Below are 23,386 nucleotides of genomic sequence, written 5' to 3'. Positions count from 1 at the left end.
ACAATTTTATAATAAAACAGCGTCAGAGCATTTATGTGTAAAAAGCATGAATGCTCTTTTTTGTGCATTTATGGATAAAGAACAGGAAAGCAGCTTTTGGACAAGTTGTCCAGAAGTTCAAATAAAAATGAAGGAGGACACCTGATGTATAGCAAAAATGGTATTCCGTGGGTAAGACCACCCACACATGACAGAAAGCACAAAAAAGCAAGGGGAGAGGAATTGGGATAAGCATGAATGTATTTGCAGTAGTGAAAGAAAATGTCACTGCAAGGCAGGTGGCTATGCAGTATGGCATCAAAATCAACCGGAGTGGGCTGGCTTGTTGTCCGTTTCATAAAGACAAGACTCCCAGCATGAAGATTGATAAGAGATACTATTGTTTCGGCTGTGGAGATACCGGAGATGCGATAGATTTTGTGGCAAAATATTTCGGGCTTGCACCAAAGGAAGCTGCAATGAAGATTGCATCTGACTTTGGACTGAATTATGACGCAACCAACCGGGCACCACCGAAAAAGATGGCACCAAAGAAAACACCGGAGCAGATACTGGATGAAGAGCAGAAGCAGTGTTTTTGTGTTCTGTCAGACTATTATCATCTGTTAAGGAAATGGAAAACAGAATATGCACTGAAGAGCATGGATGAGGAATGGCATCCCTGCTTTGTAGAAGCTCTGCAGAATATCAGTAAAGTGGAATATCAGCTTGATACTCTCCTTGAAAAGGATATCCCTGACAGAGCTTCTGTTGTTTCTGACATTGGAAAGGGGGTGAAGTCGATTGCAGGAAGAATTGAAGAGTATCGGAGAAGTCAGGGCGATGCTGGAGAGCACAGAAAAGGGAGAAGTCAGGAAAACAGTCGGTAACTATCGTCTGATTTTGATGAATGACCCTAATCTGCAGGGTGCATTCCGTCTGAACATGTTTACGGATAAAATCGACATTACAAGGGATTTGGGATGGTATCGTGAAAGCGACAGCCTGACGGATGTTGATTTGAAATTCCTTGTTGTCTACCTTGAAAAGCATTATGGATTATCCAACGAAAAGCGGATTGAGGATGTGATAAAGGTCGTGGCAAATGAAAACAGATACCATCCGGTTCTTGACCGCATCAATTCCATAACATGGGATGGCAGGGAGAGGATACGCTATGCACTGCATCATTTCTTAGGGGCAGAGGTCAGTGAGTACACCTATGAGGTAATGAAGCTTTTTATGATAGGGACGATAGCAAGAATTTCATGCCCGGGCATCAAGTTTGAAGTAATGCTCTGCCTGGTAGGTGGTCAGGGAGCCGGTAAATCCACTTTTCTGCGTTTCCTTGCCATGGAAGATGACTGGTTTACGGATGACTTGAAGAAAATGGATGATGATAATGTATACCGAAAAATACAGGGGCATCTGATTATAGAGTTCCCTGAAATGGTGGCAATTCTCAATGCCAAGAATGTGGAAGATACCAAGTCCTTTATGAGCAGACAGAAAGACACTTACAAGACCCCATACGACAGGCATCCCAAAGACCACAAGAGGCAGTGCGTGTTTGCCGGTTCATCAAATTCGCTGGATTTCCTGCCTATGGACAGGTCGGGAAACCGAAGATTTCTGCCTATTCTTTGCAATATGGAAGAGGCGGAAACTCATATACTCGATGATGAAAAGACATCAAGGGAATATATCGACCAGATGTGGGCAGAGGCTATGGAAATCTACAGGAGTGGCAAATGCCAGCTGAGGCTTCCGAAAGAGATGGAAAAAGAGCTTTGTGAGTATCAGAAGCAGTTTATGCAGGAAGATACCAAGAAAGAGCTGATTCTTGACTATTTGGAGCATTACGAGGGAAGCATGGTATGTTCAAGGCAGTTATATTCTGAGGCATTGGGAAATGACGGAAATCCGGCACAATGGGAAATTCGTGAGATTAATGACATTATGAATAACTGCAGTGATTGGATTGCCTTTAGTAATCCAAGACATTTTCCTGAACCATACCGCAGGCAGAAAGGATGGGAGAAGCCTGACAACAGAGGTCAGGATTTTCAACCGATAACCAAGGAGCAGATGGAGCAGTTATCATTGCCACCGGAGTGGATGGAGAGATAAATGCCTGATAGGTTGTCGGCTGGTTGTCTATCCCGTTGCCAACCCCGTTGTCGGTTCTATGTTCTATAAAACCTTATATTTACTATGTTTTTAAGGGATATATATAGTTCTGACAACGAAAGCAACGGAATATTTGAGAAAAAGTAAATTTAGGAAAAGTAACTATAAATAAAAGGAATTGAGAGTTTTTAGAGGTCGGTTGTCAGCTTCCGGTTGTCAGCTGAAAGAGGCTCTTCCTTACCAGGCAGACATAAAGGAGAACACAAATGGAGAATAGAAAATCACACACACCGGTAGCACTCAGAAAGCAGATAGGTGGCACAATGTATGTTGTGAGAGTGCATTTCAATGAGGATGCCGAAGAAAGCATGAAGGACAAGATAAAGAGGCTGATTGAGAATGATGTTAGGGCAAATCAGCATACGGCATAGGTAGAAAAGCATATGGAAAACTTGCATATATTGTGGTATAATTAGTATGTTCAATAAGAGCGAAAAATAAGAATATTCTTAACAGATGAATTTATGGAAGGGGGAATTTATCATGAGGAAGAATGTAAAAATCATTGTTGGTGTCGTTGTGCTTATTCTTGTACTCGTTGTTGGTTCTTTTGTAGGACTCATAATTAACCGTACCAACGACCATAAATTTGGGAGATATGTATCAACGGAAGGTCCTTGGGGAATGACTGCCACCTGGGTATCGGAGGACAGTGCCAGTTATCTTGTCTGCAAGAAGGAAAACGATGAACCGTTTGCCAATGTTACAGCCTATTTTCAGGGTGTGGACGGTTGGCAGGCCTATGAGTTGAATAGCATCGATAGAATTGTTTATCTGGACATTGTAAAAGATGGCGTTGTTGTTGACGGCACCAGCGGCTATATGAAATTTGATGGAACTACATTTACTATTACAGATCTGGACAAAGATACCTTTGGTGCAGATGAATTTCATTATGTCATTACCGATAAGGAGTTCAGTCCCGAATAAAGTGTCAAACCTATTCCAGTTTGGGCATGAGGTTGCCGAAAATCAAAAGTGAATAAAAATGACTTTATAGCCATTGTGGAGAAATCTACAGTGGCTTTTTTCATGCAATGAAATGTATGGGTACTAAAAAGTCTTTGACATTTTGTTTCAGGTAAGACAGCCAAGAGTATTCTGGTTTCCTGTGGTGCGAGACTTGCACCATTTGACATCAAGGAAGTCAGGGAGATAACAGCATATGATGAACTCGACTTAGGGGACATCGGTAGAAGAAAGACAGCATTGTTTGTCATTATTTCGGATACAGATGATTCCCTTAATTTTTTGGTATCAATCATGTACACACAGCTTTTCAATCTGCTCTGTACGATTGCAGACGATGAATACCATGGAAAGCTCCCGGTACATGTTAGGTGTATCTTAGACGAGTTCACAAACATCGGACAGATTCCGAAGTTTGACAAGCTGATTGCAACCATACGAAGCAGAGAGATATCGGCTTCCATTATCCTACAGTCTAAGGCACAGTTAAAGTCAATTTATAAGGATAACGCAGAGACGATCGAGGGTAACTGCGATACATTTCTGTTTTTAGGTGGCAAGGAAAAGTCAACATTAAAAGATCTGTCGGAAGTGCTGGGTAAGGAAACTATTGACACATACAACACATCTGATACCAGAGGAACATCTCAGTCCTATGGTCTGAACTATCAGAAACTTGGACGAGAGCTTATGAGCCAAGACCGCCTGGCTCTTATGGATGGCGGCAAATGTATATTGCAGGTGCGTGGAGTAAGACCGTTCTTTTCAGATAAGGTTGATATAACCGCACACGAGATGTACAAAGAGCTTTCGGATTTTGACAAGAAAAATCAATTTGATATTGAGAAATATGTTTCCGAATATGGCAGACCGAAGTTTTCCAAGAAGGATAAGTTCATAGAACTTGACCTTACCGGAGTGAAGTATCCGGATGATCTGGTGAACTTTGCCATAGAGGAAGCCGGGATGATGAAGAAAGCAGAGCAAAACGAAGCAGCGGCTTTACAGTAAAAAGAATAAATGAGGGGAGAATCCTTCATGTGTGTATTTGCCGCTGCTCCTGATCTATCACCACAATAGACCGCTCTTATTATATCACGGAGGGTCGAAAAATAAGAGATTAAAAGGAGATTATTTATTATGAATTTACTTATGAATTATGCCATGACTGCCATGTCAGGCTCTAACTTACTTTCAAGTGTTGCGTCATTTTTTGCTTCACACAAGCTGCTTGCAAACCTGCTTATCCTGCTTGACTATACATCGTTCCTTACAAGCGGTGTATCAGCACTCAAGGTCGTTATCATTGCAGTAGGCGGTGGTCTTGCAGTTCTTGGCGTTGTAAATCTGCTTGAAGGTTATGGTAATGATAACCCGGGTGCAAAGTCACAGGGCATGAAGCAGTTTATGGCGGGTGCCGGTGTTATGCTGATTGGTGCGCTTCTTGTACCAAAACTTAAGGACCTTATCCCAGCAAAGGTATTCGTGTTAATGCTGTTGCACCTGGGATTACAGAAACTGATATGATGAAAGCTGTGCCAAAGGAAGTTATCGAACCTATGATTGAAAGAATTCCATTGCGTCGTCTTGGACAGCCAGAAGATATTGCCAATGCGTTTGTGTTTCTTGCTTCAGATGAGGCGAGTTACATTACAGGTGTTATATTAAGTGTAGATGGTATGGCAAGAAGTTAATTTAATGTTGTATGGTGATGTAATCACGGAAAACAAATGAAATTAAGACTATAATAAAGCTACAAAAAGAAAAAGATAAGGAGGACTGTAAAATGTCTGCTATTAATATCAATAAAAATAATTTTGAGAACGAAGTACTGAATTCCGATAAAACCGTTCTTTTAGATTTTTGGGCATCTTGGTGTGCGCCTTGCCGTATGGTAGTACCTATTGTAGAGGAGATTGCAGGTGAGCGTAGGGATATTAAAGTTGGAAAGATTAATGTAGATGAAGAGCCTGAACTGGCAAATAAGTTCAGTATTATGAGCATTCCGACTTTAGTGGTTATGAAGAATGGGAAGATTGTACAGCAGGTTTCAGGGGCGAGATCTAAGAATGCGATTTTAGAAATGCTTTAGAGAGGTGTGCTAATGGGATTTTTTAATTTCTTTAAACAGTCGAATATTAATCAAGGCATAGAAGAATATAAAAGGACTGCTGGTGCAGTTCTGCTGGATGTCCGTACTCCGCAGGAATATCAGGAAGGACATATACCAGAAAGTAAAAATGTGCCGTTGCAGCAACTAGACAATATTGTTTCTGTAGCGAAGAATAAGGATATCCCTCTGTTTGTATACTGTTATTCCGGTTCCCGGAGCCGTCAGGCAACTGGGATGTTGCAACGAATGGGATATTCTAAAGTAAATAATATCGGTGGCATTGCAGCTTACTCAGGAAAGGTGGAAAAATAAGATGAAGGTAATAATCGTAGGAGGTGTAGCAGGAGGAGCTACAGCCGCAGCAAGAATACGCAGACTGGATGAACATGCAGAAATTACTGTGTATGAAAGATCCGGATACATATCCTATGCGAATTGTGGGCTTCCATATTATATTGGAGACGTGATTACAGATCCGGAAGCACTTACACTACAGACACCAGAGAGTTTTTTTAAACGCTTCCGTATTAACATGAAAATTCATCATGAAGTTATCTCAATACATCCCGAATGTAAAACTGTTTCAGTGAAGAATTTAGAAAACGGTGAAATATTTGAAGAAAACTATGATAAGCTAATCCTATCTCCAGGTGCAAAGCCTACACAGCCGAGACTTCCCGGAGTAGGTATTGATAAACTTTTTACACTTCGTACTGTAGAAGACACTTTTCGGATAAAGGAATATATAAATAAGAATCATCCAAAATCGGCTGTATTGGCAGGTGGCGGTTTTATTGGTCTGGAACTGGCAGAAAATTTGAGGGAGCTTGGCATGGATGTTACGATTGTCCAGGGGCCTAAGCAGCTGATGAACCCTTTTGACCCGGATATGGCATCCATGATCCATAATGAAATGAGAAAGCATGGGATAAAACTGATACTGGGCTATACAGTAGAAGGATTTAAAGGAAATGACAACGGAGTGGAGGTTCTGTTGAAAGATAATCCATCCCTTCAGGCTGATATGGTAGTTCTGGCAATCGGAGTCACACCAGACACAGTATTAGCAAAAGAAGCCGGTCTGGAACTTGGCATCAAGGAAAGTATTGTAGTGAATGACAGAATGGAAACCTCTGTACCGGATATTTATGCTGCAGGTGATGCAGTTCAGGTAAAACATTATGTTACGGGTAATGATGCGCTGATTTCTTTGGCAGGACCGGCCAATAAACAGGGCAGAATCATCGCTGATAATATTTGTGGCGGTGATAGTCGTTACCTGGGCAGTCAGGGAAGCTCCGTTATAAAAGTGTTTGATATGATAGCAGCCACTACAGGTATCAATGAAACCAATGCCAAAAAGTCAGGATTAGAGGTAGATACAGTAATTCTTTCTCCTATGAGTCATGCCGGTTACTATCCTGGTGGAAAAGTGATGACCATGAAGGTGGTTTTTGAAAAAGAAAGCTATCGTTTGCTTGGCGCTCAGATTATTGGATATGAAGGAGTTGATAAACGTATTGATGTGCTGGCAACAGCAATTCATGCGGGGCTGAATGCAACCCAGTTGAAAGATCTGGATCTGGCATATGCACCACCTTATTCTTCTGCTAAGGATCCGGTAAACATGGCTGGATTTATGATAGACAATATTGCAAAAGGGACATTAAAGCAATGGCATTTGGAAGATATGGACAAGATTTCTAAAGATAAAGATGTGGAGTTGCTAGATGTGAGAACTGTAGGTGAATTCAGCAGGGGGCATATAGATGGATTCAAAAACATACCTGTAGATGAACTGAGAGAACGAATTAGTGAAATTGAGAAAGGAAAGCCTGTGTATCTGATATGCCAGAGTGGTCTGCGCAGTTATATTGCGAGCCGTATTCTGGAAGGAAACGGTTATGAAACGTATAATTTCTCTGGCGGATTCCGATTCTATGATGCAGTGGTCAATGACCGTGCGCTGATTGAAAGGGCATATGCATGTGGTATGGATTATTAAAAAATAATCACGATATTTTTATAATTTTCTTATAGCATAAAAAGATCCCCCATTTATTAGAATGACTTTCATAATTCTGATAAATGGAGGATTCTTCTTTATATGTTACAGAAAAACAGTTTTATGACCTTTGGAGTGTTTCCAGTCTTTTTGGATCAAGGATTGTGATTTTGCCCCGGGAGAGTTTGACGAGACCCTCGCCTTGAAAGTATCGAAGCATTCGAGTGATAACTTCCCTGTGGGAACCAAGATGGTTGGCGATAGTTTCGTGAGTGATTTTCAATTCATTTGTTTCTTCGATAGAGGTCTCTTCTAAAAGAAATGAAGCAACACGCTTATCCAAACTCTTCCACATGATTTGTTCAATCAGCCACATGACATCAGAAAAACGAGTAGCCATTAACTCATTGGTATAGTTTGCGACAGGAGCAGATTCATTCATGATGCCCTTATAGATTTCAGCAGGGATGATCCAAAGATCAGTATCTTTTTCTGCCTCAATGGTTACTTCAAATTGAATGGATCGTATGATACATGAGGCAGATAAAAGACATATATCCATATCGAACAGACGGTAGAGTGTAATCTCTCGTCCTTCATCTGATAATATATAAGTTCGAAGCTGCCCGGATTTAACCAGTAATAATCCGGTACAATCCATGTTCCCGTTGTGAATGATTGTTCCTTTTTTCACATGCTGTGTGATCAAATTGTCTGAAATTAGTTTTTTCTGTGCTGTATTTAAGTCATTCCATAGTGGAAAATAATTTTCGAAGCTCATAATAGTTATCTCCTTTATGAACATAGTATACTTGCTTTTTTAAGATGCGTCAATCGAATAATTGACATATGCCCTTTATAGGACTATTATATAAGAAAAGCGAGAAAGGAGCAATTTCATGCCGAGACCAGTAAAATGCAGAAAAGTCTGCCATTTCCCAAATGTTTTAGAATTCCTTCCGGCAGATGATACTGAGAAAAAAATGCCCATTGTTCTGACGGTAGATGAGTACGAGACAATCCGTCTTTTGGACAAGAAAGGTTACAGTCAGGAGCAGTGTGCGGAATCTATGCAGATCGCAAGAACGACGGTCCAACGGATTTACGAGATTGCCAGAAAGAAAATAGCAGATGCTCTCATTGATGGACATCCGCTTAAAATTGAGGGTGGGGATTTCATAATCTGTGACGGTCAGAGCAGCGACTGTAGCTTTGGAGGATGTTACAATCATGAGATTTATCAAAAATATGCAGTAGAAAAAGGAGAAGGTATCATGAGAATAGCAGTAACATATGAAAATGGACAGATTTTCCAACACTTTGGACACACAGAGACATTTAAGATTTACGATGTAGAGGAAGGAAAAGTGCTACATTCAGAAGTAGTAGATACGAATGGAAGCGGACATGGTGCATTGGCAGGAGTTCTTAATGCATTAAATGCCGATGTTTTGATCTGCGGCGGAATCGGAGGAGGTGCTCAGACTGCGTTAGCGGCAGCGGGTATTAAGCTTTTTGGCGGAGTTTCAGGAGATGCGGATAAAGCAGTAGAAGCTTTTATCAATGATACGCTTGATTATAATTCGGATGTGAAGTGTTCTCACCATGAGCACAACCATGAGGAAGGACATACGTGTGGTGAGCATGGATGCGGAAGCCATAGCTGTCATTAAGAAGAAAAAAATACAACACGAAAGGATGCGTCAAGGTAATGCCAGAATTATCGTGATACATCCTTTTGTATTTGGAATGATTATTTTTCTTTCACTACTTGTCGAAAGTAATGGATGGAATGTACAATATTGTTAATGATCCAGAGATATTTATTTTGGAAACAGCTTAATCAATTTGGAGGTATAAAATGAAAGCACATAAATATTGGTCAATCGGAGCAATAGTTACAATGGTTGGAACTTTTTATACAGGATATAAAGGGTTAAAAGCAGCACACAAATACTTTGCATTTGGCTCTCTGATATGCTTGATTATGGCAGTCTATTCTGGTCATAAAATGATTTCTGGCAATAAGAGGACAAGAAAACAGATGGGAATGAAAGAAGTGGAGGAATAAAATATGTTAGAAGTAGGAAAAAAAGCACCGGACTTTGAATTGCCGGATCAGAATGGAGAAATGCATAAATTAAGCGATTATGCAGGAAAAAAAGTGATCCTATATTTTTATCCAAAGGATAATACACCAGGATGTACGAAGCAGGCATGTGGCTTTTCTGAGCGTTATCCACAGTTTAATGAGAAGGGAGCTGTTATTCTCGGAGTGAGCAAGGACTCTGTAGCGTCTCACAAGAGATTTGAAGAAAAATACGGACTGGCATTTACGCTATTAGCAGACCCGGATCGTAAAGTTATTGAAGCATATGATGTCTGGAAAGAAAAGAAAAATTATGGAAAAGTATCTATGGGTGTAGTAAGAACTACTTATCTTATTGATGAGCAGGGAATCATTATAAAGGCAAATGATAAAGTCAAGGCGGCAGATGATCCTGAAAATATGCTTAAGGAATTGGCATAATGAAGATTATTTTATCACCTGCAAAAAAGATGATAGTAGATACCGATAACTTAGCACCGGTTGGACTGCCTGTCTATATTGATAAGACAGCAGAAGTATTAAACTGGATGAAAAGCAAATCAAAAGAAGAACTGAAAGCTATCTGGAAATGTAATGACAAGATTGCAGAGCAGAACTTTAACAGATTGGAAAATATGAATCTTTATAACGGGCTTACTCCGGCTGTTTTAGCATATGAAGGGATTGCATTTCAATATATGGCACCATCTGTGTTTGAAATCCAGCAGTTTGAGTATTTGCAAAATCATTTAAGAATCTTGTCTGCGTTTTATGGCATTTTAAAACCAATGGATGGTGTGACTCCTTATCGTCTTGAAATGCAGGCAAAGGTTGGAATTGGAGATGCAAAAAATCTGTATGAGTACTGGGGAGAATTGTTATACCGCTCAGTAATCGATGACAGTAGGATTATCATTAATCTTGCATCAAAAGAATACTCAAAATGTATAGAAAAGTATCTGACACCACAGGACAGATATATTACGATTGTATTTTGTGAGTTATCCGGAGATAAATTGGTAACAAAAGGTACCTATGCCAAGATGGCTCGTGGTGAAATGGTCAGATTCATAGCGGAAAATAATATTGAAAATCTGGTGGAGATTCAGAAATTTGACAGACTCGGATACTCGTTTAGGTCTGATTTATCTTCAGATTCAGAATATGTATTTGAACGCAAAATAAAATAGTTATTCAGGTAAAAGATGTTCAGTTTGGCAGCTTTTATAATAATGAGAATTATTACTATTTTTATTGACAACAGGATGATAGTGGCATATAATCCTTATTAAGAATTATTCCCAATAAGGAGGATGAATGACAAGAAGGAGAAATACCATTCAAAAAGATCTCGTAAGAAATACCGTATACGAAATGAGAAGACACGTTACGGCAAATGAAGTGTATGAATTTATAAAAGAAGCATATCCATCAATTGGAAAAGGAACTGTATATAGAAATCTTGATATATTGGTAGAGGAAGGTGCATTAAGAAAGGTTGAAGTTCTGAATGGACCGAACCGATTTGATTTTACATTGAAAAATCATTACCATGTAAGATGTATAAAGTGCGGTGAAATTTTTGATGTGGATATGGATCAAATACCGGATTTGCTGGAAAGAATTCATAACACTCATGGAATTGAATTTGTGGATTACGATATTTCATTTAAAGGCATTTGCCCGAAATGCAGGGAGAAGGTAAAGGAGGAACAGCATGGATAGGAAAGCAATGTATAAGTTGAGTTATGGACTGTTTATATTGACCGCTAAAGAAGCAGAAAAAGATAACGGATGCATCATTAATACAGCCATTCAGGCAGCTTCGGAACCAAACCAGCTAAGTATCTGTGTAAATAAGTCAAATTATACGCATGATATGATTCAAAGAACCGGAAAATTTACTGTATCAGTCTTAAGTCAGAAGGCACAATTTGAATTGTTCAAACATTTTGGCTTCCAATCAGGAAGAGATACCAATAAGTTTGAAACATTTGAGCAGTGTGCCAGAGGCACGAATGGTATTTATTATATTACAGAAGGTACAAATGCATACATTTCTGTGACAGTTACTAAAACAGAGGACTTGGGTTCACATACGATGTTTATTGGTGAGATAACCGATATGGAAGTTTTAAGCAATGTTCCTTCAGTAACATATGATTATTATCAGAATAATATTAAGCCTAAGCCACAGGAGGTTGGAAAAACAGAGGATGGTCAGACAATATGGCGTTGCAGAATTTGCGGATATGAATATGTAGGCGAGGAATTACCGGATGACTTTATATGTCCTTTGTGCAAGCACCCGGCATCAGATTTTGAAAAAGTAGTAAAGAAAACGGAGGTAAAAGAGATGGCAGAAAACAAATATGCAGGAACACAGACAGAGAAGAATTTACAGGAGGCATTTGCAGGGGAATCACAGGCAAGAAATAAGTATACCTATTTTGCATCTGTAGCGAAAAAGGAAGGTTACGAGCAGATGTCAGCATTGTTTTTAAAGACTGCAGATAATGAGAAAGAACATGCAAAGATGTGGTTCAAGGAATTAGCAGGAATTGGTGATACAAAGGAAAACCTGGCGGCAGCGGCAGAAGGCGAAAATTATGAGTGGACAGATATGTATAATGGCTTTGCTAAAACAGCTGAGGAAGAAGGATTCCCTGAGCTTGCAGCAAAATTCAGGGCAGTAGGTGAGATTGAGAAGCACCATGAGGAAAGATATCGTGCACTTCTTAAGAATATTGAAACTGCACAAGTATTTGAAAAGAGCGAAGTTAAGGTATGGGAATGCCGTAACTGCGGACATATTGTGGTAGGAACTAAGGCACCTGAAGTATGTCCGGTATGTAATCATCCACAGAGCTATTTTGAAGTACATGAAGAGAATTATTAAGGAGATGAGATTATTACGAAGAAGAAAGTGATTAATTCAAAAAAAGCAGTAATGATAGGCTGTGGCTTTGTTGGTTCTGCATCGGTATTTGCTCTGATGCAGAGTGGCTTGTTTACAGAGATTGTCCTTATCGATGCAGATAAGAACAAGGCAGAAGGAGAAGCGATGGATATCAGTCATGGTATTCCATTTGCGAGTCCGATGAAAATATATGCCGGAGATTATGATGATGTGGCTGATGCTGCAATTGTTGTCATATCTGCCGGAGCGGGACAGAAACCGGGAGAGACAAGGCTTGATCTCGTAAATAAAAATGTAGCAATATTTAAGTCAATCATTCCTGAAATAGCAAAGAGAAATTTTGCAGGTATCATGCTTGTAGTTGCGAATCCGGTAGATATCCTGACTCAGGTAGCCATAAAGTTATCAGGACTTCCAGAAAACAGGGTTATTGGATCGGGTACTGTGTTAGATAGTGCCAGATTAAGATATAAGCTTGGTGAGCATTTATCTGTGGACAGCAGGAGTGTTCATGCATTTATAATAGGTGAGCATGGAGACAGCGAAGTTGTAGCATGGTCATCAGCCAATGTATCTGGTGTTCCATTAAGTGAAATGTGTGAAATGCGTGGACATTACAAGCACAAGGAAAACACGGCAGAAATAGCTACAGAAGTCAAGAACAGTGCTTATGAGATTATAAACAAAAAGCACGCTACATATTATGGAATTGCAATGTCTGTAAAAAGAATCTGTGAAGTGATTATGAGAGATGAAAAATCAATACTTCCTGTATCACACATGATTCATGGAGTATATGACATTGACGGAGTATCGTTAAGTATGCCAGCTATTGTAGGTGCAGATGGTATTGAGTCTGATATACCTATTAATTTAAGTGGCGAGGAAGCGTTAAAGCTAAGGAATCTGCAGATTCATTGAAAAAGATTATGGAGACAATTGAATTATAAATTTTACACATGGAAGGAGAAAAAGTCATGGAAGTAAGGTATTATATTTGTAAGCATTGTGGAAACATTGTTGAAAAGGTAAAGGATAAGGGTGTACCTGTAATTTGTTGCGGAGAACCTATGCAGGAATTAAAAGCCGGAGTGACAGATGCTGCTGTCGAGAAGCATGTACCTGTATATACGATAGAAGGCAGTCATGTTCATGTCGTGGTCGGAGAGACAAAACATCCAATGCTTGAAGAGCATTTCATTGAGTGGATTACATTAAATACAAACCAGGGAATATATAGAAAACAGTTAAATCCAGGGCAGGAGCCGGCAGCAGATTTTTGTCTTTGCGATGGTGAACAGGTAGAAGAAGTATATGCATATTGTAACCTGCATGGATTATGGAAATGCTAAAAGCATTTATACATATTAAGGTTACAGAACAACACAATGATGAGGTAGAAGATCAAGATGAACAGATTATGGGAACTTTAAAATATCTCACATAGCGGTTAGTTAATCACATTCTGTATGTCGATGGTCAAATTCCAAAAGGCTGATATAGTAAGAAAGGCTGTTATTTTTTAGAGAGTAGCAGCTTTTTTTATTTTGAATATAAAATATGACACATACACTTGACAATATGCATACATGGATGAAATAGGACATTTCTTACTAAAACAGTATGTTTATGGTATACTAGCTAGTAGTAATGCAGTTTCAACCGATATTACATATTATTATAAACAACAGCGTTAGAGCATTTATGTGATTGAAACATAGATGCTCTTTTTTTGTGCCCGTTGGGCAATGGATATGAATGTAACTTTAGGACATTTTGTCCAGAAGTTCAGATAGAGGAAATCAAGGAGGAACACGAGATGTGCATTAAAATGTGTATCTTATGGGTGAGAGCACCCACAGACAGAAGCAGCAGGAAAATATATAACAGGAGGACAGAACAATGGTCGATGAATTGACGCAGGAGTCGTTCTAGACAGGAAAGGCGATTGTGACTGTCAGCGTAGATCTGATTACTGCCATTGCAGATGCGTGCAAGCGGTCTGAACAGCAGAATCCTGGTATGAGCGAGGAACAGAAGGAGACATTGCTCGGCAAGGTTGTCGATAAGGTAATGTCGAATTATAAGGAAACGCATGGCTCATTAAAGGGATTTAACCGATAGGGCAAGGAGGTTATGTCGGCTGACTTTGTAAATAATAGTGAGATAAATATGGACGATGTGGAAACACTGTCAAGATTCTCTCCATATTTTAGGTGCCGGCAAATGCAAAGCACCCGATATTATTTGATATATGCTGTGCGTCATAAATGTGACCAAAGTCAGCCCGAAACATTTACATTATACTAAATAAATTAGGAAAATGTGACAAAAAGTCATGTAAGTATTGCCTAAGTATTTTCCGGGATATTTTATAATAAATTTATGGGTGGCGGTCTGTTAATAATCACTTTGATATTTTATAATGTAAGCATTGGTTGTAATTTAGTTGATGGTGCAAAGTCAGTTTAAGTGGTCTGAAACTCAGCGGGAAAGGAGAATATAATTATGGAGATCAGAAAAGCGGCAGCAGAGGATTTTGATATTGTATTTGATTTTATAGAGAAATTATGGACATATAATACATATGACAGGGAAGAAATACGCAAAGTATATATGGACGTCATAAATGACGAACGCAGCTTTGCGTTTTTATTATGGGATGAAGGCGTTTGCAGGGGCATGTGCCATGGAGACTATTTCAATACATTCTGGATATCGGGACTCACATGCTATGTGTCAAGCCTTATAACAAGAGAGAAGGACCGCGGAAATGGCTATGGTGTGGCACTCCTGGATCATGCAAAGGAGCTTGCAAAGCAGAGGGGGTGCAAGGCCGTCACCCTTGATTCCGGTCTTCCGCGGACAGGGGCACATGGCTTCTACGAACACTATGGATTTGAAAAGAGCTGTTATGGCTTTGAACTGATGATATAAATTATCTGAGGAGATTGGAAAGAAGACAAAATATGTGTACAGCGGCGACATATAAGACAAAGGATTCCTATTTTGGAAGAACGCTGGATTATGAATTCTCGTACGGCGATGAGATCACCGTGACTCCGAGAAATTATCCGTTTGAATTCAGATATATGGGCAGGACGGCACAGAACTTGCCAGATATCCGTTGCTGCAGGGGGAGAACATCAACTGGCAGAACTAAGTATCTGCTGCCCCGGGACCCGGGAAATACCAGGAAATAACTTGGCGTTTTTATCTGCATTTCTGCATTTTGCGAAAAATTTGTGCTGTTTTATGTAATGGTGGAGCCGGCAACTGCATGGTGTCAGTAGCCATCGCAGAGCCAGTAGTCTGGATGATGACAGTGGTTGCACAAACATAGAAAAGTAGATTATAATATCGGAAAAGGGCGTTGCCAGTGGCAATGTACGGAAGCCAGAGTTATATCTGTGATAAAGGAGAAAGGACGAGATATGGGCAAGTCAAAGGTTACAATAAAAGAGATTGCGGATATGGCAGGGGTGTCCATAGCTACAGTTTCCCATGTTATCAATAGGACAAGGTATGTAAGACCTGAGCTTGTGGATAAGATAGAGAAGATTATTGTAGAGACGGGATATCAGAATAAGATAGCAGATAAGGAGAGAAAACTGCTGGTTGGCCGAGAGTCTACGATTGTTGCAGTCATTCCGAACATTGAAAGTACGATATACAGAGATATGGTAGCTTATGTGAAGCAGCTTGTCAGTGTACAGGGATATCAGTTCCTTGTGGCGATAACAGACAATGATCTTAAGGAGGAGACACAGGTGCTTGCCGGACTTCTGGTCAACAAGAAGGTTGCCGGTATCATACATGCGCCGGTGAGCGATGTGGCAACCAACTACACAAAGCTTATACAGTCAGGCGTTCCATTTGTCTGCGTGGAGAGAAATATACTTGGATCAGGGATAGACTCAGTTGAGTTCCGAGACAGGGAGGCTATATTTAAGGGCGCAGATTATCTGCTCGCGAGTGGACACAAGAATGTTTTGTTTTTCAGAGAGAGTACGGACAGTACCACCAGGGATGAGAGAACAAAAGGTTTCCTGAGTGCTCTGCGGAAATACAATATAAATACAAACGATGCGAATATAGTGGATGTGACACTGGAAAATGGCGAAGATGACTGTATGCTCGTCATCCAGAAGGCGCTCCGCAGATACAGGCCGACCGCAGTTCTTGCGGGGGGCAACAGAATAACGCTCTACCTCATGAAGACACTGAGAGATATGGGAATCGACTGTCCGGGAGAGATATCTGTGGTTGGGTTTGGTGATGAGAGCTGGTCAGAACTTACATATCCTCCGCTTACCATAATCAGAAGAGATGTGAAGGGGTTAAGCACCAAGGCAGTTGGAATGCTTTTTGAGAAAATCAACACAGGGGCGGTCATATCCCATGACTGCTATGCCGATGTGGAACTGGTTGTCAGGAAATCCACCAAGATGCTGGATAATGGACCATTTGGAGATAAGGCAGCTGCCCCTGATTCCGTGGTGCTGACGAAGGAGGAAAAACAGAGGCTGAAGGCAGGACATTTCAGAGTTGCCATATCATTCCATTACACAGGTACGTCATGGGCTGAGCTTCATGAGAAGGGTATCCGTGAGGAGCTTGAGCAGTTCGGGATAGACGTGGTGTCGGTTATGGATGCGCACTTTGACTCGGAACTGCAGAATGCGCAGCTTGATGGAATAAGACTTCAGAAGCCGGACGCAGTTATAGCTATTCCGGCGGATGACAGCCGTACCAGAGAGAAGTTTCAGGAACTTTCCAAAGTGTCAAAGCTGGTGTTCATAAGCAATGTTCCGGATGGCATGTCCAAGAACAGCTATGTGTCCTGTGTATCAGTAAATGAGTCGGAGAATGGAACGAACACGGGAAGAATGCTGGGGGAATACTGCAAGGAGAACAAGAAAAAAAAGGCAGGTTTCATTATTCATGGTGCGGCATTCTATGGAACAAGAGTCAGGGATAACGCCGCTGAGAGGATAATCAAGGACAGTTATCCTGATATTGACATAGTTACGATCAGGAGTTTTGGAGAGATATCCAATGCATATCAGGTAGCCCAGGACGTGATAACTGCCAATCCTGAAATTGAGGCAATGTATGTGAGCTGGGATCGCCCGGCACTTCTGGTTATAAAGGCACTCAAGGAGCTTGGCAGGGAGGATGTGGCGGTGTTCACCACGGACCTTGATCATGGAATTGCCAGGTGCATGGAGGAAGGAATCGTCAAGGGACTCAGCACGCAGAGACCATACGAGCAGGGAAGAGCGGCCGCGGCAGTTGTTGCCAAGTCCCTGGTAAGTGAAGAACAGCTTCCAAAGTATGTGGGAGTTCAGCCGTATCAGGTTGAGCCAAAACAGCTCAGGCTTGCATGGAAGGAAATCTTCCATGAGTCCATGCCGGACAGATTGAGGTGATATGACATCTTTAGTTAGTCCGTGCCGGACAGATTGAGGTGATATGACATCTTTAGTTAGCCTGTGTCGGACAGAGTTAGAAACTGTATCTTTTTATCTAAAAAAGAATCCGTTAGAGAGAAAATTGTATCTTTCTGGCGGATTTTTTGCGTTTATACACAAGAGACAAGGTGACAAGTAACGGGTGCCAATCATACACTACAAATCCCATAAGTATGACATCTGGCAAAATATTTACGTAAAAAACTATAAAAGACCTGCGAACCCTATAATGCAATCGAGCTTCATTTGTGCAAAATGACGAATAAACAATAAATAAAACACTTGATATTGACAATAACCGACAAAGGTTATATCATCAAAACATGCAAGGGACGAAAAACAGTTTAAAAATTACGTAAATAAACCGGTTAAAAACAGTTTTTCGACAACGAGTTAGCAAAGAAAACACATGATAGTGGAGGTAAAAATTATGAGAAAATTTAAAAAGTTATTAGCAGTTGGAGCATGCCTGTGCATGTCACTCAGTTTACTGGCAGGTTGTGGATCAGGATCAGGAAACGCTTCGGGCAGCGGTTCATCTGATTCAGGTACAAAGCAGGAGAGCACAAAGTCATCTGACCTGTCATTTGCATTTTGTACAAACACACTCAACAATACATTCCAGAGTTCAATTGATGCCAAGCTCAAGGAGCTCTGCGATGCGAACGGAATATCATATACATGTCTTGATCCTGACTACGATCTGAACACACAGCTCAGCCAGTTATCAGACGTGGCAAATAGTGGATACGACGCAGTGTTCATCATCCCGGTTGATTCAGCAGGTATCACATCAGGTCTTGCAGAGATCAAGGATGCAGGAATCCCAATCTTCAATGTAGATACAGCAGTTATCGAGGATGACATAGAGAACTTCGTAACACAGTTCGTTGGAACAAATGCTTACATGGCAGGACAGCTTGTCGGTGAGCAGATGGCTAAGGATTATCCGGACGGAGCAGACATTGCGATCCTTGACTTCCCATCAAATGAGAGTTGTGTAGACCGTGTAAATGGTTTCCTTGACGGACTCGGTGATAACAAGGATAAGTTCAACATCGTAGCACAGCAGGATGGCGAGGCAGCACTTGATGCATCAATGAGCCTTGCAGAGGATATCATCACAGCAAACACAGATCTTCAGGCATTCTTCTGTATCAATGATCCTTCAGCACTTGGCGCTGCAGCAGCAGTTAAGGCAGCCAACAAGACAGGCCAGATTGGTGTATACAGTATCGATGCTTCACCAGATGGCAAGCAGGCACTCCTCGACGGCGAGTTCACAGCAGTTGCATGTCAGGTTCCTGTACAGATTGCTGAGTACGCATTCAACGCAGCACAGAAGTATGTGGGCGGAGATACAACGATCGACGAGAAGAAGGTATATCTTGACTCACACCTCGTACTCAAGGATGAGGCTGAGCAGACAGTTAACGATTGGCAGTAAGGCCGGATCGAAGCCGGCAGTAACAGCACGGGGCTGCCCCCGGCTGGACATACATGACACAACATAGGTGTATATAACACGGGAGAGACCGGGGATCTTAGATCTCCGGCCGAGATCCCGAAAAAGCAGGATAACAAAAGATCTATTTTAGAAACTTGGAGGTTTAATATGGGACAGACAGTTCTGGAAATGATAGGGATAAAGAAAAGCTTCTCCGGAATATATGCTTTAAGTGGCATCGACTTTTCCCTTGAGCTGGGAGAGGTACATGCACTGCTCGGTGAGAATGGTGCAGGAAAGTCCACACTGATTAAGGTCCTCGGCGGAATTTACCAGCCCGACAGCGGAATCATCAAGGTAAATGGCAAGGAGGTCAAGATCAACGGAGTTCCGGCTGCCAGAGAAAATGGTATAGGAATAATACATCAGGAAATCGTACTTGTTCCATATCTTTCGGTGGCACAGAATCTGTTTCTCGGCAGAGAGATAAGGACAAAGCTTGGAACGCTGGACTTTGCAGAGATGAACAGAAGAGCAGAGGAGATGATATCGTCCCTCGGTGTGAATATAAAAGCAGACACGATAGTAGAGAATCTGACCATCGCACAGCAGCAGATGGTGGAGATCGTCAAGGCGGTCTCATTCAACGGTAAGATCATAGTTATGGATGAGCCTACCTCATCACTCTCAAATGAAGAGGTGGAGCAGTTATTTGAGATCATTGAGAATCTCAGAAAGAAACAGGTAAGTATAATCTACATCTCCCACAGAATGGAGGAGCTCTTCAGGATATCTGACAGAGTTACCGTCATCAGGGATGGTGCATACGTAGGAACAAAAAAGACATCTGAGACCAACCCGAATGAGCTGGTTGCGATGATGGTAGGAAGAGATCTGGAGAGCTTCTATGCCAGGGATTACTGTGACATGGACAAGGCAGAGGTTGCTCTGGAGGTAAAGAACCTTTCGCAGACAGGTGTCTTTGAAGATATAAGTTTTTCGGTACACAAGGGTGAGATCCTGGGATTCTCAGGTCTGGTCGGTGCCGGACGAAGCGAGATCATGGAGGCGGTATTTGGTGCCACACAGCCTACATCAGGCGAGGTGATACTCGGCGGAAAGCTGGTACACTTCAAGAATCCGATGCAGGCGATTAAGTCAGGCGTAGCCCTGGTTCCTGAGGACAGAAAGAAGCAGGGACTGGTGCTCGGCAACAGCGTGGCGTTCAACCTTACACTCTCATCCCTCAGATTCTATATGAATGGAATCGCCATAAGCGAGAAAAAGCGCGGTGAGGTCATAGACCATTATTCAAAGCGGTTGCGGATCAAGGCGGCGTCACCTGAGATCGAGGCGGGCAGCCTGTCAGGTGGAAATCAGCAGAAGGTAGTTCTGGGCAAATGGCTTGCAACCAAGCCGGATGTGCTCATTCTGGATGAGCCGACCAGAGGCGTTGATGTAAATGCAAAATTTGAGATATACACAGTAATCAATGAACTGGCAAAGGAAGGCATAGCGATAATCATGGTATCCAGTGAGCTTCCTGAGATCATCAACATGTGCGACAACGTATGTGTGGTCAGAGCCGGAAAACTCGTGAAGAAGCTGTCAAAGGACGAGCTCTCACAGGAAGAGATAATGAAATACGCTGCAGGAGGTATCGAATAATATGGGCGAGACAAAGAAGAATTCAAAAGCAACTTCTATATTAAAAAACAATCCCCTGACATCCATAGTCAAGGGCAACATAGGAATCATAGTGGTTCTGATAATCATGTGTGTGGCCGTAGCACTTGCCACAGACAAGTTTTTAACGACCAACAACATCATATCAGTGCTTAGACAGATATCGATCAACACATACATAGCACTTGGAATGACACTCATAATCATACTTGGTCACATTGACCTGTCAGTTGGATCGATAGTAGCTATGTCGGGAACTCTGACCGTAGGTTTTATAGTTAATCAGGGACTTCCTCTCGGTGTAGCAATAGCAGCAGGCCTTCTGGTCGGCACAGCGGCTGGCTTTGTAAGTGGTTTCATAGTAGCCAATTTCAAGGTGCCTGCATTCATCATCACAATGGCCATGATGAACATAGCAAGTGGTATAGCTTATGTCTACACAGGTGGACAGTCAACACGTATCACAAACAAGCTCTTCATCGAGATCGGTACAGGATATCTGTTCAATGTGATTCCACTTCCGGTAGTGTACATGGTAGTGCTCATCATACTGTTCAGCTTCATCCTCAGTAAGACAAAGTTCGGAACATACGTATACGCGATAGGTGGTAACCGCGAGGCTGCAAGACTTTCAGGTGTACCTATCAAGAAGATAGAGATCATAGTGTTTACAATATCAGGACTTCTCTCAGCATTCGCAGGACTTGTACTCTGTTCAAGAATGTACTCAGGCCAGCCTTCAGTTGGAAGCGGATACGAGCTTGATGCCATCGCGGCCTGTGTACTTGGCGGAACCTCTATGACAGGTGGTAAAGGAAGGATCAGTGGAACAGTATTTGGTGCCATGGTCATCGGAATCATCTCAAATGGTCTTAACCTTATCGGAGTGTCATCATACTGGCAGCTCATCATCAAGGGTCTCATCATCGCATGTGCGGTACTCCTTGATGGACAGAAGGGCAAGCTTGAGCTCCTCAAAAAGAAGAAACTTGCAGCAAACTAGTAGAAAGAGAGGAATGATAATATGGAGATTTTTAGAAAGATGTCCTTCGCGGATTCCACGGGAGATGCAATACCTTTCTACCACGAGGGCAAATATCATATATTCTCACTGACTTCCCCTCCGGGAACAACAGTGTACCCGGCAAGACTCAGAACAACATGGAGCCACAGTGTATCAGATGATCTGGTGCACTGGGAGGAGCTTCCTACAGCGCTCTATCCGGGCGAGGGCGACGAGCCGGATGCATCAGGAGTATGGACTGGATCAGTCATATACGGCGAGGGCAAATACCATGCATTCTATACAGGCTACTGCCTCACCGCAGAGTATCAGCAGACCATATGCCACGCTACAAGTGACGATGGAATCACGTGGGTGAAGGATGCAGCCAATCCGGTCATCACACCTATGATAGAGCTTTACGAGAAGCTTGACTGGAGAGATCCATATGTATTCTACAATGAGGAGGACAAATGTTACTGGATCCTCATATCAGCGAGAAGGTTGGATATGCCGATAACCAGAAGAGGATGTATAGTTCTCTACAGATCAAAGGATCTGGTCAACTGGGAATATTACGGACCGATATATTCACCGGGACACACCAACTGTCCTGAGTGCCCTGAGATGTACAAGATGGGAGACAATTGGTATCTCTCATACTCAAGATTCTCAGAATATGTAAATACAATATACAGAGTTGCAAAGTCGCCATTTGGCCCATGGAGAAAGCCAAAGAAGGATGGCATAGGCGGAAGAAGATTCTACGCAGCCAAGTCCATGCAGGATGATGACGGCAGACGCTTCTACTTCGGTTGGGCTCACGACAGAGCAGACAGAAGCGACAGAGGTGAATGGTACTGGGGCGGAACCTTCTGCGTGCCGCACGAGGTAGTTGCCACAGCGGATGGAGGACTTGACGTAAAGCTTCCAAAGGAATATGAGCATGTATTTGAGAAGCCTGTGGCATGGGATTACATCCCTGTACTTGGAAATGCAGAGCTTCACGGAGACAGACTGGTTGAGATGGATTCAGTAAGCACATGTACATACGGATTCCTTGGACACAACGAGGAGAGCTACATGCTGAAGTGCAAGATCATGCCTAGAGAGGTGTATGACCATTTCGGTATACTGCTCAAGTCAGACAAGGAAGCAAGCGGATGCCTTCTCCTTGAGTTCGATGTGGCCATGCAGAGAGTGTCATTGGTAAATCTTCCTATGGGAGTTGACCCGTTCTGGGTTCAGTCTTGTCAGGCTGTGCCTCCTGCAACGGAGCCGGGCCTGATGGAGTCAGAGTGTGCGAGAAGACATTTGACATAACAGAGGGCAGCGAGATAGATGTGAAGATCATCGTTGACCATGATATGGTGGAGGTATTTGTCGGAGAACAGGTGGCATTTACATACAGGATATATGCAAAGCCTGAGTTTGAGACAGGACTTCTGGCACAGGATGCAAGAGTAGAATTCTATGACATAGAGATCACAGGAAAGTAAAATTCACAAGGA

24 protein-coding genes and 4 pseudogenes are annotated in these 23,386 nt (G+C 42.0%); 27 read left to right on the top strand and 1 reads right to left on the bottom strand.

Annotated elements, in window-relative coordinates; all coding sequences use genetic code 11:
- Positions 1-233 precede the first annotated feature (233 nt).
- The 10 genes and pseudogenes from DXA07_RS03845 to DXA07_RS03800 all read left to right on the top strand — a co-directional run bounded on the left by DXA07_RS03845 (position 234) and on the right by DXA07_RS03800 (position 7,256).
- Positions 234-869 carry a CHC2 zinc finger domain-containing protein gene (locus DXA07_RS03845; protein WP_008402222.1) on the top strand — a complete coding sequence of 212 codons (636 nt, stop codon included), beginning with the start codon at positions 234-236 and terminating at the stop codon, positions 867-869.
- A gap of 16 nt (positions 870-885) precedes the next feature.
- Complete coding sequence (locus DXA07_RS03840; protein ID WP_008402223.1) at positions 886-2,109, top strand: virulence-associated E family protein; 1,224 nt, start codon at positions 886-888, stop codon at positions 2,107-2,109.
- 266 nt (positions 2,110-2,375) lie between these two features.
- A complete protein-coding gene (locus tag DXA07_RS03835; protein ID WP_004853612.1) occupies positions 2,376-2,540 on the top strand; it encodes a transposon-encoded TnpW family protein in 165 nt (54 codons plus the stop codon).
- 112 nt (positions 2,541-2,652) lie between these two features.
- Entirely contained in the window at positions 2,653-3,099 is a 447-nt protein-coding gene (locus tag DXA07_RS03830; protein WP_226801020.1) for a hypothetical protein, read from the top strand.
- Positions 3,100-3,246: 147 nt separating this feature from the next.
- Positions 3,247-3,993: pseudogene (locus DXA07_RS03825) on the top strand (VirD4-like conjugal transfer protein, CD1115 family); the annotation flags it as partial.
- Positions 3,994-4,386: 393 nt separating this feature from the next.
- Positions 4,387-4,665: a Maff2 family mobile element protein gene (locus tag DXA07_RS13325; protein WP_347475237.1), complete on the top strand. Its 279-nt coding sequence runs from the start codon at positions 4,387-4,389 to the stop codon at positions 4,663-4,665.
- Positions 4,614-4,832: pseudogene (locus DXA07_RS03815) on the top strand (SDR family oxidoreductase); the annotation flags it as partial. The gene DXA07_RS13325 and the pseudogene DXA07_RS03815, both read left to right, overlap by 52 nt.
- A gap of 92 nt (positions 4,833-4,924) precedes the next feature.
- Positions 4,925-5,230, top strand: a complete 306-nt coding sequence (trxA, locus tag DXA07_RS03810; RefSeq protein WP_008402246.1) for a thioredoxin — start codon at positions 4,925-4,927, stop codon at positions 5,228-5,230.
- Positions 5,231-5,242: 12 nt separating this feature from the next.
- Positions 5,243-5,563 (top strand): rhodanese-like domain-containing protein, encoded by a 321-nt coding sequence (locus DXA07_RS03805; RefSeq protein ID WP_117808620.1) that lies wholly within the window; start codon positions 5,243-5,245, stop codon positions 5,561-5,563.
- Position 5,564: 1 nt separating this feature from the next.
- Positions 5,565-7,256, top strand: coding sequence for an FAD-dependent oxidoreductase (locus DXA07_RS03800; protein WP_008402248.1), 1,692 nt, complete (start codon positions 5,565-5,567; stop codon positions 7,254-7,256).
- Between the two features lie 121 nt (positions 7,257-7,377).
- On the opposite strand, the gene DXA07_RS03795 is transcribed toward DXA07_RS03800, so the two are convergent.
- Entirely contained in the window at positions 7,378-8,037 is a 660-nt protein-coding gene (locus DXA07_RS03795) for a Crp/Fnr family transcriptional regulator (protein WP_226801021.1), read from the bottom strand.
- A gap of 118 nt (positions 8,038-8,155) precedes the next feature.
- Between DXA07_RS03795 and DXA07_RS03790 the strand changes: the two genes are divergently transcribed.
- From DXA07_RS03790 to DXA07_RS13305, 17 genes and pseudogenes are all read left to right on the top strand, one after another.
- On the top strand, positions 8,156-8,929 hold the full coding sequence (locus tag DXA07_RS03790; RefSeq protein WP_008402250.1) for a DUF134 domain-containing protein: 774 nt from the start codon (positions 8,156-8,158) through the stop codon (positions 8,927-8,929).
- A gap of 188 nt (positions 8,930-9,117) precedes the next feature.
- Positions 9,118-9,327, top strand: a complete 210-nt coding sequence (locus tag DXA07_RS03785; RefSeq protein ID WP_008402252.1) for a DUF6219 family protein — start codon at positions 9,118-9,120, stop codon at positions 9,325-9,327.
- A 3-nt stretch (positions 9,328-9,330) separates the two neighbouring features.
- Entirely contained in the window at positions 9,331-9,786 is a 456-nt protein-coding gene (gene bcp / locus DXA07_RS03780) for a thioredoxin-dependent thiol peroxidase (protein ID WP_008402253.1), read from the top strand.
- Positions 9,786-10,535 (top strand): peroxide stress protein YaaA, encoded by a 750-nt coding sequence (yaaA, locus tag DXA07_RS03775; RefSeq protein ID WP_008402255.1) that lies wholly within the window; start codon positions 9,786-9,788, stop codon positions 10,533-10,535. The genes bcp and yaaA overlap by 1 nt, the downstream gene beginning before the upstream one ends.
- 127 nt (positions 10,536-10,662) lie before the next feature.
- Entirely contained in the window at positions 10,663-11,070 is a 408-nt protein-coding gene (locus tag DXA07_RS03770) for a transcriptional repressor (RefSeq protein ID WP_008402256.1), read from the top strand.
- Positions 11,063-12,244, top strand: coding sequence for a rubrerythrin (gene rbr / locus DXA07_RS13675; protein WP_008402258.1), 1,182 nt, complete (start codon positions 11,063-11,065; stop codon positions 12,242-12,244). Before DXA07_RS03770 ends, rbr begins: the two co-directional genes overlap by 8 nt.
- Before the next feature lie 27 nt (positions 12,245-12,271).
- Positions 12,272-13,215: pseudogene (locus DXA07_RS03760) on the top strand (L-lactate dehydrogenase).
- A gap of 27 nt (positions 13,216-13,242) precedes the next feature.
- A complete protein-coding gene (locus DXA07_RS03755) occupies positions 13,243-13,617 on the top strand; it encodes a desulfoferrodoxin family protein (RefSeq protein WP_044945872.1) in 375 nt (124 codons plus the stop codon).
- A gap of 598 nt (positions 13,618-14,215) precedes the next feature.
- Positions 14,216-14,389, top strand: coding sequence for a hypothetical protein (locus DXA07_RS13310; RefSeq protein WP_226801022.1), 174 nt, complete (start codon positions 14,216-14,218; stop codon positions 14,387-14,389).
- Positions 14,390-14,773: 384 nt separating this feature from the next.
- Entirely contained in the window at positions 14,774-15,202 is a 429-nt protein-coding gene (locus DXA07_RS03740) for a GNAT family N-acetyltransferase (protein ID WP_118483460.1), read from the top strand.
- A 32-nt stretch (positions 15,203-15,234) separates the two neighbouring features.
- Positions 15,235-15,363, top strand: a pseudogene (locus tag DXA07_RS03735) (linear amide C-N hydrolase); the annotation flags it as partial.
- A gap of 231 nt (positions 15,364-15,594) precedes the next feature.
- Positions 15,595-17,697: a LacI family DNA-binding transcriptional regulator gene (locus DXA07_RS03730; protein ID WP_242996172.1), complete on the top strand. Its 2,103-nt coding sequence runs from the start codon at positions 15,595-15,597 to the stop codon at positions 17,695-17,697.
- 472 nt (positions 17,698-18,169) lie between these two features.
- Complete coding sequence (locus DXA07_RS03725) at positions 18,170-19,186, top strand: sugar ABC transporter substrate-binding protein (protein WP_117808616.1); 1,017 nt, start codon at positions 18,170-18,172, stop codon at positions 19,184-19,186.
- Between the two features lie 168 nt (positions 19,187-19,354).
- On the top strand, positions 19,355-20,854 hold the full coding sequence (locus DXA07_RS03720) for a sugar ABC transporter ATP-binding protein (RefSeq protein WP_008402270.1): 1,500 nt from the start codon (positions 19,355-19,357) through the stop codon (positions 20,852-20,854).
- A 1-nt stretch (position 20,855) separates the two neighbouring features.
- The gene (gene rbsC, locus DXA07_RS03715; protein ID WP_008402271.1) at positions 20,856-21,875 is read left to right on the top strand and encodes a ribose ABC transporter permease; all 1,020 of its coding nucleotides are present in this window, start codon (positions 20,856-20,858) and stop codon (positions 21,873-21,875) included.
- A gap of 21 nt (positions 21,876-21,896) precedes the next feature.
- Complete coding sequence (locus DXA07_RS03710; RefSeq protein ID WP_243015409.1) at positions 21,897-23,198, top strand: family 43 glycosylhydrolase; 1,302 nt, start codon at positions 21,897-21,899, stop codon at positions 23,196-23,198.
- Positions 23,174-23,374: a GH32 C-terminal domain-containing protein gene (locus DXA07_RS13305; RefSeq protein WP_243015408.1), complete on the top strand. Its 201-nt coding sequence runs from the start codon at positions 23,174-23,176 to the stop codon at positions 23,372-23,374. Before DXA07_RS03710 ends, DXA07_RS13305 begins: the two co-directional genes overlap by 25 nt.
- Positions 23,375-23,386: the final 12 nt, after the last annotated feature.

Origin of the sequence: Clostridium sp. AM54-37XD (assembly GCF_003478225.1) — a bacterium.
GTDB lineage: Bacteria > Bacillota > Clostridia > Lachnospirales > Lachnospiraceae > Coprococcus > Coprococcus ammoniilyticus.
Note: the sequence above shows the minus strand (reverse complement) of the source record. Positions and strands in the feature narration are given on the sequence as shown.